This is a genomic window from Paenibacillus sp. 01T422 (assembly GCF_056398785.1).
The window spans coordinates 1-16,104 of record NZ_JBFTQB010000060.1 but is presented as its reverse complement, the minus strand read 5'-3'; the positions used below and the strand labels follow the sequence as shown (position 1 = coordinate 16,104).

Sequence of the window (16,104 nt, the reverse complement as noted above, 5' to 3'; positions counted from 1 at the left end):
ATGTGGCCCCTATTTATGGGCTCGATAAGCGGCAAGGCAAGGAACTTCTGAAGCGGCTGGGATGTCCGGAGCATTTGTATTTGAAAAAGCCTACGGCTGACTTGGAAGATTTGAAACCGGGTCTTCCGGATGAAGAAGCACTTGGTGTTAGCTACGTGCAATTGGATGATTATTTGGAAGGTCGCCCCCTCCCTGCTGATATCGCTCAGAAAATTGAGGAACGTTACACGATTACTGAGCATAAACGCAGAGGACCGGTAACCTGCTACGACACTTGGTGGAAAGGATGAGTCTCTATGAAATACGAAAAGAACTACGAAAATTTGACGCTTCACACGGATAAATATCAAATCAATATGATGTACGCGCATTGGCTGAAAGGCACTCATCAAGAGAAAGCCGTTTTCGAGGTGTATTTCCGCAAACTGCCATTCGACGGCGGGTACGCTGTTTTCGCTGGACTGGAGCGGCTCGTTCATTATATCCAGCATCTGCATTTCGGCGATGAGGAAATTGCTTACTTGCGGGAGCAGGAAGAGCATTACCGTGAAGATTTTCTTGAAGCGCTGCGGGCATTCAAGTTCAGCGGTGATCTGCAATCCGTACCGGAAGGTACGCTTGTATTTCCGAACGTGCCACTCGTGCGTGTAGTGGCCAGCATCTTTGAGGCGCAGTTTGTAGAGACGGCGATTCTCAACTTCGTGAACTACCAGACGCTCATCGCGACGAAAGCTTCGCGGATCAAACAGGTCGTCCCGAACGAGGTGCTGCTCGAGTTCGGGACCAGACGCGCCCAAGAGGCTGACGCCGCGATCTGGGGCGCAAGAGCTGCTTACATCGCGGGTTTCCACGCGACGTCGAACTTGCGGGCCGGGATGCTGTTCGGCATCCCGACCAAGGGCACCCACGCGCACGCATGGGTGCAGGCATTCGACACGGAAGAGGAAGCCTTCCGTGTGTATGCTGAGGCGCTGCCGGAGCAAGTGACGCTGCTGGTTGATACGTACGACACGCTGCGCAGCGGCGTGCCGAACGCCATTAAGATCGCGCGCATGCTGCAGCAGCAAGGCAAGCGTATGAACGCCATTCGCCTCGACAGCGGCGATTTGGCGTATTTATCCCAGCAGGCGAGGCAGATGCTGGATGAGGCGGGCTTTCCCGAGGTGGCGATCGTCGCCTCGAACGATCTCGATGAGAATATCATCGAGGGGCTGAAAGCCCAAGGGGCCAAAATCGATGTCTGGGGCGTAGGCACCCAGCTCATAACGGCCGCCGATCAGCCTGCGCTCGGCGGGGTTTACAAGCTTGTTGCCCTGGAGAAGAACGGCGAGTTCGCGCCGGTCATCAAGATTTCGGGCAACCCCGAGAAGGTATCCAATCCAGGCTTCAAGGAAGCCTACCGGATTGTCAACAAAAAAACCGGTAAAGCGGAAGCCGATTACCTGGCCATGGAGCACGAGGTCGATATTCAGCGGGGCGAGCGAGTGAAGCTGTTCGACCCTACACATACCTATATCTACAAGTATATTGAGGACTACGAAGCGGTTCCGCTGCTTAAGGCGATTTTTGCAGGAGGCGAGCTTGTATATGAGCTGCCCACGTTGGATGAGATCCGGGCGTATCACAAGGAGCAAATCCGCACATTTTGGCCGCAATATTTGCGCAAGCTCAACCCAGAAGGGTATCGTGTAAATTTAAGCACAGAGCTGTGGGAGCTGAAGATGAATTTGATTCATGCGCATACAATTATGTGATTGGATACCCCGAGTGGTATGATAGTGATTGTGCGTACTCTTTCAAGAGCCGTCATACCCTATTTTCTGATGGAGGTATTATCCAATGTCGACACAAGCATTTACTCAAGGGGTTCAACTCAATAATGGCGTGCATATGCCATGGTTGGGACTAGGTGTTTGGAAAAGCAAAGAAGGCCAAGAAGTCATTAGCGCTGTGAAAACGGCCCTTCAACTGGGGTACCGCAGTATTGATACGGCAGCAATCTATCAGAATGAAGAAGGTGTCGGTCAGGGACTGCGTGAAAGCGGTGTGCCGCGCGACGAGATTTTCGTCACCACCAAAGTGTGGAACTCGGACCAGGGCTATGAGTCCACCCTACGGGCCTTTGAAGCAAGCCGCAAACGGCTTGGCCTCGAGACGATCGACCTGTATTTAGTTCACTGGGCTAAACCGGCGACGTATCGAGAAACTTGGAAAGCCCTTGTTCATTTGTACAAGGAAGGCCATGTGCGCGCTATTGGTGTTAGCAATTTTCAAATTCATCATCTACAGCATGTGATTGAGGATACGGGTGTTGTGCCGGCTGTGAACCAGGTTGAGTATCATCCGCAGCTGGCGCAAAAAGAACTGCTCGCTTTCACTCGCGAGAACAAGATTCAGCTGGAAGCTTGGAGTCCGCTGATGCAGGGGAACCTCGATCATCCGGTGCTGTCGCAGCTCGCGGCCAAGCATGGGAAATCGGCGGCACAAATCGTGCTGCGCTGGGACATCCAGAACGGTGTTGTCACGATTCCGAAATCGGTGACAGAGCATCGGATTCGCGAGAATGCGAATATTTTTGATTTTGAGCTGAGCGTGGAGGATATGGCACTCGTGGATTCGTTGAACCAAAACAAACGAATCGGGGCTGATCCGGACAACGTGACGTTCTAGAATAACGGGGGACTTCCGCGGTTTGTTGGCGGGAGTTCCTTTTTTTGTCTTGGCAGTGGTAACGGCAACGATGGGAGATGGCAACGGTAGCGATGGGCAATGGTAGCGGTAGCGGCAATAGCAACAGCAACAGCAACAGCAATAGCAATAGCAAAGGTAGCGGTAACGATAACGATGGGCAACTAGCGGCATGAACGGCATGGGCACGGGCTTGAAGGGAACTACAGGACGTTATTTGCCTGCGAAACAGCACTTTTGCGGTTGAGTGGGAACTATGATCCTCTATTTGGCCGATATAGTGGCAAATCTGTGATATTGGCCAGAAATAAGACACTGTAGATCCGCTTTAGCAGCTAGTCCTTGTCCTTGTCCTTGTCCTTGTCCTTGTCCTTGTCCTTGTCCTTGTCCTTGTCCTTGTCCTTGTCCTTGTCCTTGTCCTTGTCCTTGTCCTTGTCCTTGTCCTTGTCCTTGTCCCTGTCCTTGTCTTCGTCTTTGTCCTTATCTGTGTCCGTGTCCTTATCCGTATCCAAGGTCGACGACTCGCCCCTCCGCCTCCACTCACTTCAGCAGCGTAATCATCTGATACACCTCACGATGATCCCCGGGCAGCAGATAATCTGCGACTTTGAGCTGCGAAGAGCCATCGCCGTCCAGGAAAAGGCCGTCCACGAGCTGTCCGCTCCCCACCTGCTCCAAAATGGCTGAACGGAATTGTTCACCCGTGCATGGCGTTGGGGCCACGACCAGGTACACGTTATTGTTCCTGTCATATACGATGCCAGAGCGCATGCGCTTCTCGTCAATGACAGGCATCTCTTCCGAGACCGCTTGGGTCGCCCATCCGTCCGGATTCGTCAGCCCCATGCTTACGCCGCCCTGCGCCCAGTACTGGTTGCGATCCATGACTTTCAGTTCACTGGCGTTTTCGACCACTTGTATCGTGAAAGTTTGCGCCTTTTCATCCCAGACCAACGTTCCGCGTTTGCGGTCGATATTATACCAGCCGGAGCCGTAATCGCCAGGTTGTCCTTTGACCGGGAGGTCATTAATTACGGCGATGCTTAGCAGATAACCCTGCCAGAAGAAACCGCCGTTGATCCCATTTTCGCTGAGGTCCGTTATATTTGCTGTGATGGCCTTGAGCCCTATATTTTGCGGTGGAGTTCGAATCGTGTGAAGGGTAACGCCATTGCTTGCCTGGTCGATGCGATACTCGGAAATAGGGAGGTGGTTCGGCGGTTTGACATGCCCATGAGCCCCCCAGATGATAGTCCATATGAAACTAGTTATCATGATCAGGATATAGATAAGTAGGGAGGCTGCTCTATTTTTGGCGAGACGGATCGTATTCATAAGGCAACTCCTATCTCTTTAATAATTTCATTTCTATAAGTCTATGAAACTCTGGAAGAATTTATGCTTAGTCGCACGAAAAAAGCCCATCCGTAAAGTGATTGAATCACTCGAGCGAATGGGCTTTACTTGTATGCATAAGTCCTATTAAAAAATTGGAATTCTCGCTTTATTTCCATCCTTTGCATATAAAATGGCTTCGGAGCTAAATAAATCTACGTGCTCTAAAGTATGACCAAGGTTCGTCGTAGTAAATTTGTTATAACGAAGAGCGTTGATCAGGGAGGGAATTAGTTTGTGGTCCGTGCCAATAAAGTTCACAGAAATTGGTCTCTTGTTAAATAAAATATTCATTCTCACTTTCAACTCATCTCCTGACATGAAAATTATTATCAATTAACTGAGTTATAATCGTAACATTCTTAGAATAGGATGTCCGTCGATTAGCGTTGTCGGAAAAACACTTTTTTTGTCATGGGGAGAGTGGGTGAGAGGTATAATTTGAGTAATGAAGCTGCTAGAGTTGTGTCGGGGCAAACATTTTGATCGCACTCTCGAAACCTGTCTGCCAGTTAGCCGTGATGATGCTTCCGATGTAACCGTCAGGGCGAATCAAGATCATTGTATCGTTGGTAATACCGTAGATTTTGGTCAAAATGCCTGTGGCATCATTCAGGTAATTGTCATCGGTTTTATTCTCATTGCCTACAATTAAGCAGCGAATTTCGGCACCTGCGGTCGGTAAGGTCAACTCGGGAAAAGCTTTGGCGGCTGTGGTTCCGAAGGCCAGCAGAGTAAAGTGGGTACCCCTGTATATGTCAAAGACTCGGCGTGCTCCGTTAGAACCCATACAAGGTGCGTCCGGTGCTCGGTCACCCACATGTAGCGTCTTGGTTGCAGGCGAGACCTCTGGTGCAAGAGGACCCTTATAGTACGTGATTCCGAGCTGTCGCTCCTCGTTTCCACGTTTGAGGCCGGAGAGACGAACCTTCTTGAGCCCAGCATATAGTTTGCTGGATTTGTCTAGCACTTGGGCGGCAATCGGCCGTCGTTCGGCCTCGTAGCTGTCAAGGAGGCTGTCGGGAGCACCGGCGATAACCTGGCCGAGTTTCCAACCGAGGTTGTAAACGTCCTGGACGCCAGTGTTGAGGCCTTGTGCGCCAGCAGGTGTATGAACGTGCGCAGCGTCACCAGCTAGGAATACTTTTCCTGCACGATAGTGATCAGCGAGTCGGATGTTAGGGCGAAAAACCGATTTCCAAGTGATGCTATAGAGCTTGAAACCGGTGAGCTTATGAAAACTGGCAGCCAATATGGTGTCGTCGAGGTCTAGTGTCTCGTCCGGTGTCAGCTTGATCATCACCTGGAATTGGTCGGAGTGGGGCAGCGGGCAAGCAGCGACCGACTTGCCGTTAGTTCGAGGCCACATATGCCACCGATTACGAGATAGTCCGTCAATTGTGCCATCAATGATGAGCATCCGGTCGGAGTCATCGGTCTCTCCGATAAACCGAATACCTGAAGCTTTGCGGACATTACTCGAACCGCCATCTGCCCCGATCAGATATTTGCAACGAACCTGCTCTCCGGTTGAGAGTGTAACCGTCACTCCGTCAGCATCCTGGGAGAAGTTTTCTACCGCGGTATCGAACTCAATGCTTAGCCCTTGGCGATTTATTAGCCGGTGTAAGATGGCGTCAGTGCGATTTTGAGCTAGTAACAGAATGTTTGGATATGGCACGTCAGGTGTTTGTTTGTTCATCTTTTGCATCCGCCACGGCATGGTAATCGGTCCGAAATGGAGGCCTGAGAGGGGATAGGAGTTAAGTGCCTCACTCCGTATACCGAGGTCTTCAAAGACCTCTTGAGTTCGTGGTTGAACGCCTTTGGCACGGGAGCCTTCAAAAGAATGTGGTGCCTTGTCAACTAGACGAACACGAAGGCTGCGTCGGAGCAGGTCGGCAGCCAGCGTGGAGCCGGTAGGGCCTGCCCCTGCAATAAGTACGTCGATATCCTGTTGATTTTTTAATCGACCAGATATATTGCTTGTCATTATTACGTTTCCTTTCCGTAAAGAAATTTAAGGTATACAACTTTTTATGTTTTAAAACTAAGAAGTAATTGGTGTAATATTGTTTCCGGGAAACATTATGTTTCCTGGAAACAATATTACGTTGGTTTTCTAATTCTGTCAATATTGTTTCTTGGAAACTTTATTCACACGCACCTCTCCTTTAATTTTGAGAGTTCGTTTACCGATATTGGTTAGCTGGCCAAGGGGCAGGTGCACAGCAAACAAACCTCCAAGCTAAGCAGCTTTGGAGGTTTGTTTGCTAATGCTAGTCGCTCTACAGAAATCTGCGATGATGCTTCTTACCGTCAAAAGAGAACAAAACCGGTTTCTCTTCCACAACCGTATGCATATGAATCGACTTACCCCAGAGCTTGTAAATATAAGGAAGCGTCCGCTCAACGTATTTGAGATCGAGCTCAACGCCTTCGTAACAATGCTTCAAATAGAGCTCGCCATTACGCTGATAGTCGCCATCCTCCACGACAATATACGGGAACCCCCCGTTGACACGCGACGCGAATAGCTGATCCCGCGTATTCTCCCATGTTTTATCGGTGATTTTCCACTCAGGACCCTTTTTCTCAAATACGTATAAATCCAGTTCCTCGACTAACGGTTTGTTCAAATAGTTCCGGATAAAGGAGGTATCGGACTCGTACTCGCGCACCTCGAACATTTTGCTCCGGCCTTCGCCTTTCTTACGGCCTTGTATCCGGATTTCCTCTTCGGTCGGATTATCCCAGTGCTTTTCGATGTCTTCGAAAATTTTGACCCCCAAATAATACGGGTTCAGCGTATGACGGGAGGGAACAACGACAGACGAATTAAGTTTGGAATACTCAATCGTCTCCTCTTCGGTCAAATCCAACTCGCGCAAAATGCGTTGATGCCAGTACGAAGCCCAGCCTTCGTTCATGATTTTGGTCTCCAGCTGAGGCCAGAAATACAGCATTTCGTCGCGCAGCATGGTCAGAATGTCCCGTTGCCAATCCTCCATATAGGGCGCATTTTCTTCGATAAAGAGCAGGATATCTTTTTCCGGTTTTGGCGGGAAACGCTTGGCTTCCTCTTTATTATCGGCCGAAGGTGCGGGTTTATTTTTTGTATCCAAACTCCATAAATCTTCATAACCGTAAGTCGCTTCCGACTTTACAGCAGGGGCCGAGGCTTTGTTGGTCTCTTGGCGATTGCGTGTCTGCCTGTAAGAAAGGGTGAGCACAGGATCAATATGTTCCTGAATCGCGAGCACAGCGTCAATGAATTGCTCGACTTCGTCAATGCCATGCTCGATTTCATATTGGCGAATACGCTCGGCCGTAGCGGACATGCTTTCGACCATGTTGCGGTTCGTTTTGGAGAAGCGGGCGTTGTTTTTGAAAAAATCACAGTGCGCCAGCACGTGAGCGACGATGAGCTTATTTTGAATCAGCGAGTTGCCATCCAGCAGAAAAGCATAGCAGGGGTCGGAGTTGATGACCAACTCATAAATTTTGCTTAACCCCAGGTCGTACTGCGTCTTCATGCGGTGAAAATTTTTCCCGAAGCTCCAATGGCTATAACGGGTTGGCATCCCATAAGCCCCAAATGTATAAATAATTTCGGCGGGACAAATTTCGTACCTCATCGGATAGAAGTCGAGCCCAAACCCTTTAGCAATCTCCGTTATCTCGTCAATGGCGTATTCAAGCTGCTGAATTTCGGATTTACTCACGGAACAGCCACTCCCTCCTGCTTGGTAAAAAAGGTTTTCAACGCTTTGTAAACTTCGCCCTTTTCGCGAATGACATAATGCAGAAATTTAGGATCGTGAATGTGGCGAAAAGCGGACATCAGCGTGGAGCTGCGGTTATATTGGTTCACCTCGCCATAACCAAACATGTTGCAGCGCTCCATCAATTGGGTGATGAGCTTCACACAGCGTTCGTTATCCGACGTTAAGTTATCTCCATCGGAGAAGTGGAACGGATAAATATTAAATTGAGAAGGCGGGTACCGTTTATCGATTATATCGATGGCGGTTTGGTACGCGGAGGAGCAGATTGTACCGCCACTTTCTCCTTTTGTGAAAAATTCTTCTTCAGTGACCTCTTTAGCTTCGGTATGGTGAGCAATGAACACAATTTCTACGTTCTCGTATTTCGTGCGCAGAAACCGCGTCATCCAGAAGAAGAAGCTGCGTGCGATATATTTCTCAAAGGACCCCATGGAACCTGACGTATCCATCATGGCAATGATGAGGGCATTCGAGTGCGGTTTCTCGATTTCCTCCCAGGTTTTGAAACGTAAATCATCAGGGCTGATGTGATGAATGCCAGGTGAAGTTGAGCGTGAATTGCGACGCATATTTTCGAGGATCGTCCGTTTCTTATCGATATTGGACATGATGCCTTTTTTTCGTATGTCATTAAAAATCACTTCTGTGGTCGTCATGTTGCGTTTCTCTTTTTTCTGTAGATTCGGGAGCTCCAGCTCAGAGAATAGCATCGCTTGCAGCTCCTCCATGCTGACTTCGGCCTCATAATAGTCTTCGCCAGCTTGATCGCCCGCACCCTCGCCTTTCCCTGGTCCTTGAGCGGGCTGAGGGTCGGTTCCAAGCACATCACCCACTTGCGAGTCGCCGTCTCCCTGTCCGACATGTTTCCCTTTGTTAAAGTTATACCGAAAGCGGTACTCATCCAGACTCTTAATAGGTACCTTCACAACCTGCTTCCCGTTGGACATTACAATGCTCTCATCTGTAACCAAATCAGGGAGGTTCTGTTTAATGGCATCTTTGACCTTCTCTTGGTGTCGGGTTTGATCTTGGTACCCTTTACGGTGCAATGACCAATCCTCACGGGAAACGGTAAATAGGGGTTCTGTCATGTTGACACCTCCTTGGGGGTGATCTTCCTAGGCAAGTAGCAGCTTACCCTTATCGTATGGCATGCACAAAGCAATGATTTAGATGTGAAAAAAAGCTTGTTACTAAATATATTCAAGAGCACGGGGGATATGTGATGAATGTGAAAAGGTCGAAGCAAATGATCTGTTATGGTTCAACTTAAACGTAACGTGTCCCGTTGATTTATGTTATGATTGAGTTACAAGTTAGATAAATGGGTGGTGCTAATAATGGAAAAAGTAAATAGCTCCGAAGAGCTCATGGAATCCATCATCAACATGAATAGTGAGGATTCAGTCCGTCAATTTCTTATACCCGGAAAAGGGAAATTTACTGTTGTTCTTCAAGAGGAAGATCATCTTTCCATTAGTTCTGAAGTCAAAACTAATCTTGAACTGAAGCGTATGATTGATGAAAGCCGTGAAGAATATACACAAGGCAAGGGAATGTCAACTACTGAACTTTTGAAATCTTTGTCCTCAAAGGATTTTGCATAATGAGCACACGCTCAATCATATGGCCTCCTAAAGTCAGGAGAAAGTTAATCCAGTTTCGCAATGAACGTTTTACTCCTGAGGAAACATTTGATTTCATTTCTCAGATGGTGAAAAATAAAGTCCCCCATTGAAATAAATAAAAGACTGCTTAATCTCCCGCGACTGTGCATTGGAGATTAAGCAGTCTTTTTGGTTATTTCTAAAATATCAAATCAATAATGATAATCATTATCATCTGTGTTATAATGTTTTTCATGAGTAAGATGAAGTTTATTTCATCTTAATTGGGGTACATATCGGAAGGGGAATTTGTTCATGAGTTTATCTGCAGCATCAACCGATGCTCCACGTCCCAAGCTGCGAAGCCGACCGCTTGTAGCTTCATTTATTATTTTTGGTGGACTGGCTGCTTTACTGCTCGGGCTTGCTGCTTCCGTCTCGGTAGGTGCGGCTGATATTAAGCTGTCTACGGTATGGGAAGCTGTATTTCATTTCAATCCGAAATTGACCCAGCATCAAATCATTCAGGAGCTGAGACTGCCGCGGGCTTTGGCCGGAGCGCTGGTCGGCGTTGGATTTGCTGTTTCTGGAGCAATCATGCAAGGAATGACACGGAATCCACTTGCTGATCCGGGTTTGCTCGGGATCAATGCTGGAGCAGGCTTTGTGCTTGCGCTTTGTTTTGCATTTTTCCCAGGGCTGCCCTTTCATTATTTAATTTTATTCTCCTTCGTTGGAGCCGCTGTCGGTACTGGGCTTGTATATGGCGTAAGCTCTATGTCCAAAGGCGGATTATCACCTGTTCGGCTTGCCTTGGCTGGTGCAGCGGTAAGCGCTTTGCTTGTAGCGCTTAGCCAAGGGATTGCGATTTATTTTCACATTTCGCAGGATTTGGCGTTCTGGTATGCCGGAGGCGTAGCCGGAACGAAATGGCTGCAAATCAAAATTGTCTGGCCATGGATTGTCGCAGGCATCATCGGTGCGCTTGTATTATCCAGATCGATTACGGTGCTGAGTCTCGGTGACGAAATTGCCGCAGGACTAGGGCAGCGCACAGGTTGGGTGAAAATAGCCGGCATGCTGCTGTCCCTTGTGCTGGCAGGCACATCGGTATCGGCAGTTGGGGCTGTCGGCTTCGTAGGGCTGGTCATTCCACATGTGGCAAGGGCATTAGTMGGCGTCGATTATCGCTGGATTATTACCAGCTCAGGCATTCTTGGCGCGCTGCTTATGGTTACCGCCGATATTGGCGCAAGGATGGTTAACCCGCCATTTGAGACACCGATTGGGGCTTTGATTGCGCTCATCGGCGTGCCGTTTTTCCTCTATTTGGCTCGTAAGGAAAGGAGAGAACTATAATGGCCTCTCTGGTAGAAATTTCAACGCGCAAGCGATCAACCCAAGCCTATACCATGTTAGCTATTTTGATAGTGGCGATAGCGCTTGTTTTAATCATCAGTATGAATACAGGATTCATTCGCTTGTCTCCGATGGACGTGCTTCGGACGTTGTTCGGACAAGGGACAGCTAAACAAGAACTGATTCTATTCGATTTCCGGCTGCCTCGCATTATTATTTCGGTGCTGGTTGGTGCAGGACTCGCTTTATCAGGAGCTATTCTGCAGGGGCTTTCGCGCAATGCACTGGCAGATCCAGGTATTCTTGGTATCAACGCGGGCGCGGGGCTTGCAGTTGTACTGTTTATTTCGTTCTTCCCTGTCAAACAGGCGGCTCCTGTTTATATGATGCCACTTCTCGCCATGCTTGGTGCTGGGGCTGCAGCAGCACTGATTTATGTTCTAGCCTATAAAAAAGGTGTCGGCATATCGCCAACGAGGCTCGTTCTGGTAGGTATTGCGGTAGCGGCTGGAATCAGCGCAGTGATGCTTGTGCTTACGATCAAAATGGAACCTCAAAACTATCAGTTTGTTGCCATATGGTTGGCTGGCAGCATCTGGGGAACCAACTGGAAGTTTGTTATGGCTCTGCTGCCATGGCTGATTATTTTGATCCCATATGTCCTATATAAAGCACAGACTTTGAACGTATTGCATTTGGGAGATCAGTTAGCGAGTGGGCTTGGGGCATCTGTCGAACGGGAACGACTTGGTCTTCTTGTTTCAGCTGTTGCTCTTGCAGGCGCTTGTGTTGCTGTTGGCGGTGGTATCGGATTTGTTGGCTTAATTGGTCCTCATCTTGCCAAACAATTGGTTGGTCCGAAACACCAATATTTGCTTCCGGCTTCCATGTTAACGGGGGGGCTCCTGCTGATTGTGGCAGATACGCTTGCGCGCTGGATTCTGCAGCCAAGTGAGATTCCAACGGGCATTGTCGTAGCTGTAATTGGCGCTCCGTACTTTTTATTTTTACTTGCTAAATCCAAAGCTTAAGAAAGCTTATTTTGAGAGGAGACATCCCTATGACTCGTTTGTATACCCAGCAAGTAGACATCGCTTACGATGATCGTTTGATTGTCAGCAACTTAAATTTATCCATCCCTGATGCCAAAATTACAGCACTTGTTGGCGCGAATGGCTCAGGCAAATCCACCATTTTGAAATCACTTGCGCGCATTATGAAAATAAAAGGTGGCCAGGTATACCTCGACGGGAAGTCTATCCACCAACGGACGACGAAGGAAGTCGCACGGGAGCTGGCGATTCTGCCACAGAATCCGACTGCGCCTGAAGGCTTGACGGTGAGCGAGCTGGTTTCCTACGGAAGATTCCCACATCAGAAAGGCTTCGGCTCTATGACGAAGGAAGATAAGGAGACGATCAGCTGGGCGATTGAGGTTACCGGTATGATGCCTTTTGCGGATCGACCTGTGGATCAGCTGTCCGGCGGCCAGCGCCAACGGGCATGGATTGCGATGGCATTGGCGCAGCAGACCGACATTCTTTTCTTGGATGAGCCAACGACGTTCCTAGATATGGCGCATCAGCTCGAGGTATTGAAGCTGCTGAGGAAGCTGAATAAGGAAGAAGGAAGGACCATTATTATGGTCGTTCATGACCTGAACCATGCGACGCATTATGCGCATCATATGGTCGCGATTGTGCAAGGCAAGGTCGTAAGCGAAGGGACGCCGGAAGAGGTTGTGACGCAGCCGGTGCTACGCGAAGTTTTTGGCATTGAGGCGGATATCGTGAAGGACCCGCGCACGGGCGTGCCGCTTTGTATCCCTTATGATCTAGTAGGCACAGAGAAAACAGAGAATCCGGCGCAGGAGCTGGAGCTGGTTAGAGCCACGGTAGCGGCTGGCGAATCTCGTTAAAAAATAGAAAAAGACCTTTCTTCGCTTAGCGCGGGGAAGGGTCTTTTTTACTAAAAAAACATGCGTTCAACAAGCCATATGAAATGATAAAAATAAATAGGGTTCTATCATTCGTTCGCAATGATGAGAAAGGGTATTATATTTGAGAAAATGTTCTTTCCATATTTATCTAATTGTAATATTTCATTAAAATGAAATAAATGTAAAAAAAGATTTTTATATTTTAATGTGAAAATTTTTATGGTATAATGCGCGGCTGCACAAAGAAAATGAATGATATGGAACTTTTTGCATATAAACACCCAACTCTTAATAATCCCTTTACACTACGATGACACACAAGAAATAAATGATAGTTAAAATGCTATTAGATGGTCTCAAAAAACTACTTTAATAAAATAACGCTTTATATTTTTGAACAAATGTACAAAGTGATTTTTACAAAAGTTCTTGTGAAGAGCTGCTTTGAGAACATTTTTGGAAATAGTGAGAAAGCGTTATCATCTTTTTTTGAGATAAAATTCAAATTTCAAAAAGATTCTATCTTGGAGGGTACATAAAAAACCGTCATCAATAGGCTTTTGGCGAGGCGCAATTGATAGGCGGTTTTGGCGGCATTTACTTTTCCATGCTTTTTGGCATGGAAAAAATCAATGGCTATATTCAAATTTATAATATTATGTATGAAAATACAATAAATATTCATTTGGGTATGTGCCTTTAATATATAGCTTGTGTATATTCAAGGAGGTTAAATGAATGTTTGATTTAAGAACGGGAATAGCCAAACAAAAGTGGATAAGCCTTGCAATGGCATTTCTTATGTTTGTCACGATGATATTGCCAAATGGGCTGCTTTCCAAGGCCTATGCAGGTGTGCCCGAGGTTGTTGCTGGATGGACCTTTTCGGCTACGAATGTGGATACTGCAACAGCCGGCAGTGCCGATAATAATGGTATCGCTAAGCTGACACTCAGCGGTGGCAGAACAGCTAACGCATCAACAGATAAACCCTATAAAGATGGTTGGACTCCTGCTGGTGGCTATTGGCAGGCGCAATTCAGTACAAAAGGGTACAACACACTAACGCTTTCTTCGAATCAATATGGCACGAATACAGGTCCAATAGACTTTCAACTTCAATATAGTACAGATGGTAATACGTTTGTACCATTTTCAGAAGTATATCAACTTAAAACAACAAGCGCTACAAAAGTTGTAAGTTTGCCTAGCGATGCAGATGACCAATCTATTGTCTACATCAGATGGGTCAATACAACAAGTGCATCAATTAATGGAGGCACTGTTGCTGCAACCAATGGCAATAGCCGAATATCTGATGTCAGCATCACAGGAACCCCAATCGGAGGCTCCACCGATCCGATTTCGGTAACAGGAATTACGCTTAATAAAACAGCTCCTTCTCTAACAGTTGGAGATGCGGTGTACAATTTAGGGGCAACGGTGCTTCCAGCCAATGCTACCAATAAAACGATCGATTGGACTACGAGCAATCCCGGTGTAGCAACCGTTAACAACGGTGCCGTCACTCCGGTATCGGCGGGCACGACGACGATTACCGCGACTACGCGGGACGGCGGTTTTGTAGCAACAAGCTTCGTTACGGTTGTACTTCCATCTGGAAAGACGACAACGCCGAGCGTATCGAAAATATCGGTTCCCAATTTAACGACCGTCTCTGGTTCTGCTGGAGCCGTTGGTAAAAGTGTGCAAGTCGCTGTTTATATGGATGCTGGTTTAACAACGGTAGCCGGGGCAGCTATTTCAGGCACCGATGGATCATTTTCGATTAACATCAGTAACCCACAATCTCAAACAACGCTATATGTAGCGGCACAAGCCAATGGACAAACACTTAGCGATTCAGTGGCAGTCACTTATGTACCTTCTCAGGATATCAACCAGGGAGACATTGTTTTCAGCCAAATTTACACCAATGGCGGCAATGGCGGTGCATTTTACAATACGAAGTTTATCGAATTATATAACACGACGGACCATGATATTAACTTTACCGGTAAATGGTCGATTGCCTATGCAGCCGGAACGACACCAAGCTTCAGCGCTGGAACGGCACTGAATGGGACGATTAAAGCCCACGGCTATTTCCTTATTTCGGGAAGTAAAGGAGCTACAGGGACAGACTTACCCGTAACCCCTGATCAGTCCACTACACTAAGTCCTGCAGGAGCCACATTAGGCATTCTTGCTTTAGTGAAAAAAACAGGAGCCTTGACAGGTGACTCTGATCCTGATCTGGTAGATCTTGTCGCGTATAACAATACAGCTGGCCAGACCAAAATTTCGACGGCCAATTGGGGTTCTCCATTCCCTGACAATACAGGTGGGGGCACCATACTTCGCAAGACGAATGTTGGCAGCAATCCTAGAGAAGCGTTAGGTCTAGGCAATGGTTGGGTAACGAAGAATAATTCTAAAGATTTTGTTATGGATTTTCCGGATGGGGCTTCAAAGCCTGAACCAAGAAATAGCAAGTATATGGTATTGCCGGATGCTTCCAAAGTTACGTTTACACAAAATGGGAATACGGCAACGGTAACAGGCGGTCTAGGTTCTGTTCCACCATCTTCGACGGTCAAAGCGTATCTGGAGAATAACGGCATTGTTTCGGCTGTAACGGATTCGACAGCAACAGCAGCTGCAGCTAGTGACGGATCCTTTACGTTAACTTTCAATAACGTGGGTGGTAATCAATCGGTTTATATCACGCATAAAGATACGAAAGAAAGCGCCTATTCGCGTATTGACAAAACTGGCTATGACAGTACTGGAATCACAACCATTGATCAATTACGCATAAACGACACAAATGGGCTACCGATTAATCTGGGGTATACGGCGACCATTGAAGGTGTCATCACGATCGGTAATAATGCCCTTGGACCTGAAGGAACCAATTTCTATATTCAGGACGCCAAAGGCGGTATGAATGTTATTGATGGAAAAGTTTCAGGTTCACTTCAAACCGGAGATAAAGTGAAGATTAACGGTCGTGTTGTCTTTACAGCTGGTGTTACACAAATCGTTCCGTTCTCTGTCGTCAAAACAGGAACAGATACCATTCCAGCAGTTAAATCCATCAATATTGCTGACATGAATAATGCGGCAACGATGGAGCCACTGGAAGGTACGGTCGTAACTTTCAAAGCGAAAGTGAAAAATATTCCTACTTCCGGGGCTTCACGCGATATTACGGTTGCCGACAGTAATGATACGATGGCGGCAACGGTTCGCATCCTAGAGAGTACAAATTTAATCGGTTCTATTGAACAAAATGCAACTTATACATTTACCGGTATTGTAGCAC

General features: G+C 47.4%; 13 protein-coding genes. 8 read left to right on the top strand and 5 right to left on the bottom strand.

Annotated elements, in window-relative coordinates; all coding sequences use genetic code 11:
• From nadE to AC1DUA_RS05500, 3 genes are all read left to right on the top strand, one after another.
• A partial coding sequence (gene nadE / locus AC1DUA_RS05510) for an NAD(+) synthase (RefSeq protein ID WP_477498763.1) occupies positions 1 to 290 on the top strand: 290 nt, incomplete at its 5' end.
• A 6-nt stretch (positions 291 to 296) separates the two neighbouring features.
• Positions 297 to 1,754 carry a nicotinate phosphoribosyltransferase gene (locus AC1DUA_RS05505; RefSeq protein ID WP_477498762.1) on the top strand — a complete coding sequence of 486 codons (1,458 nt, stop codon included), beginning with the start codon at positions 297 to 299 and terminating at the stop codon, positions 1,752 to 1,754.
• 85 nt (positions 1,755 to 1,839) lie between these two features.
• Positions 1,840 to 2,670 carry an aldo/keto reductase gene (locus AC1DUA_RS05500; protein ID WP_477498761.1) on the top strand — a complete coding sequence of 277 codons (831 nt, stop codon included), beginning with the start codon at positions 1,840 to 1,842 and terminating at the stop codon, positions 2,668 to 2,670.
• A gap of 353 nt (positions 2,671 to 3,023) precedes the next feature.
• On the opposite strand, the gene AC1DUA_RS05495 is transcribed toward AC1DUA_RS05500, so the two are convergent.
• The 5 genes from AC1DUA_RS05495 to yhbH form a co-directional block, all read right to left on the bottom strand.
• Positions 3,024 to 3,200 (bottom strand): hypothetical protein, encoded by a 177-nt coding sequence (locus tag AC1DUA_RS05495; RefSeq protein WP_477498760.1) that lies wholly within the window; start codon positions 3,198 to 3,200, stop codon positions 3,024 to 3,026.
• A 28-nt stretch (positions 3,201 to 3,228) separates the two neighbouring features.
• On the bottom strand, positions 3,229 to 4,023 hold the full coding sequence (locus AC1DUA_RS05490; RefSeq protein WP_477498759.1) for a hypothetical protein: 795 nt from the start codon (positions 4,021 to 4,023) through the stop codon (positions 3,229 to 3,231).
• A 517-nt stretch (positions 4,024 to 4,540) separates the two neighbouring features.
• Entirely contained in the window at positions 4,541 to 6,076 is a 1,536-nt protein-coding gene (locus tag AC1DUA_RS05485; protein ID WP_477498758.1) for an FAD-dependent monooxygenase, read from the bottom strand.
• Positions 6,077 to 6,371: 295 nt separating this feature from the next.
• Positions 6,372 to 7,808, bottom strand: coding sequence for a SpoVR family protein (locus AC1DUA_RS05480; RefSeq protein ID WP_477498757.1), 1,437 nt, complete (start codon positions 7,806 to 7,808; stop codon positions 6,372 to 6,374).
• Positions 7,805 to 8,962 carry a sporulation protein YhbH gene (gene yhbH, locus AC1DUA_RS05475; RefSeq protein WP_477498756.1) on the bottom strand — a complete coding sequence of 386 codons (1,158 nt, stop codon included), beginning with the start codon at positions 8,960 to 8,962 and terminating at the stop codon, positions 7,805 to 7,807. The genes AC1DUA_RS05480 and yhbH overlap by 4 nt, the downstream gene beginning before the upstream one ends.
• A 249-nt stretch (positions 8,963 to 9,211) precedes the next feature.
• On the opposite strand from yhbH, the gene AC1DUA_RS05470 reads away from it, so the two are divergent.
• From AC1DUA_RS05470 to AC1DUA_RS05450, 5 genes are all read left to right on the top strand, one after another.
• Positions 9,212 to 9,478, top strand: a complete 267-nt coding sequence (locus AC1DUA_RS05470; RefSeq protein WP_477498755.1) for a hypothetical protein — start codon at positions 9,212 to 9,214, stop codon at positions 9,476 to 9,478.
• A gap of 315 nt (positions 9,479 to 9,793) precedes the next feature.
• Complete coding sequence (locus AC1DUA_RS05465; RefSeq protein ID WP_477498754.1) at positions 9,794 to 10,837, top strand: FecCD family ABC transporter permease; 1,044 nt, start codon at positions 9,794 to 9,796, stop codon at positions 10,835 to 10,837.
• Between the two features lie 53 nt (positions 10,838 to 10,890).
• On the top strand, positions 10,891 to 11,868 hold the full coding sequence (locus AC1DUA_RS05460; protein WP_477498764.1) for a FecCD family ABC transporter permease: 978 nt from the start codon (positions 10,891 to 10,893) through the stop codon (positions 11,866 to 11,868).
• A 29-nt stretch (positions 11,869 to 11,897) separates the two neighbouring features.
• A complete protein-coding gene (locus AC1DUA_RS05455; RefSeq protein ID WP_477498753.1) occupies positions 11,898 to 12,755 on the top strand; it encodes an ABC transporter ATP-binding protein in 858 nt (285 codons plus the stop codon).
• Positions 12,756 to 13,514: 759 nt separating this feature from the next.
• Positions 13,515 to 16,104: lamin tail domain-containing protein (locus tag AC1DUA_RS05450; RefSeq protein WP_477498752.1), on the top strand; the 2,590-nt coding region annotated here is incomplete at its 3' end.

Excerpts from the sequence above, each read along its gene's own strand:
- AC1DUA_RS05505 (WP_477498762.1), top strand. The coding sequence starts at position 297 with ATGAAATACGAAAAGAACTACGAAAATTTGACGCTTCACACGGATAAA.
- AC1DUA_RS05500 (WP_477498761.1), top strand. The coding sequence starts at position 1,840 with ATGTCGACACAAGCATTTACTCAAGGGGTTCAACTCAATAATGGCGTG.
- AC1DUA_RS05490 (WP_477498759.1), bottom strand. The coding sequence starts at position 4,023 with ATGAATACGATCCGTCTCGCCAAAAATAGAGCAGCCTCCCTACTTATC.
- AC1DUA_RS05485 (WP_477498758.1), bottom strand. The coding sequence starts at position 6,076 with ATGACAAGCAATATATCTGGTCGATTAAAAAATCAACAGGATATCGAC.
- yhbH (WP_477498756.1), bottom strand. The coding sequence starts at position 8,962 with ATGACAGAACCCCTATTTACCGTTTCCCGTGAGGATTGGTCATTGCAC.
- AC1DUA_RS05470 (WP_477498755.1), top strand. The coding sequence starts at position 9,212 with ATGGAAAAAGTAAATAGCTCCGAAGAGCTCATGGAATCCATCATCAAC.
- AC1DUA_RS05460 (WP_477498764.1), top strand. The coding sequence starts at position 10,891 with ATGTTAGCTATTTTGATAGTGGCGATAGCGCTTGTTTTAATCATCAGT.
- AC1DUA_RS05455 (WP_477498753.1), top strand. The coding sequence starts at position 11,898 with ATGACTCGTTTGTATACCCAGCAAGTAGACATCGCTTACGATGATCGT.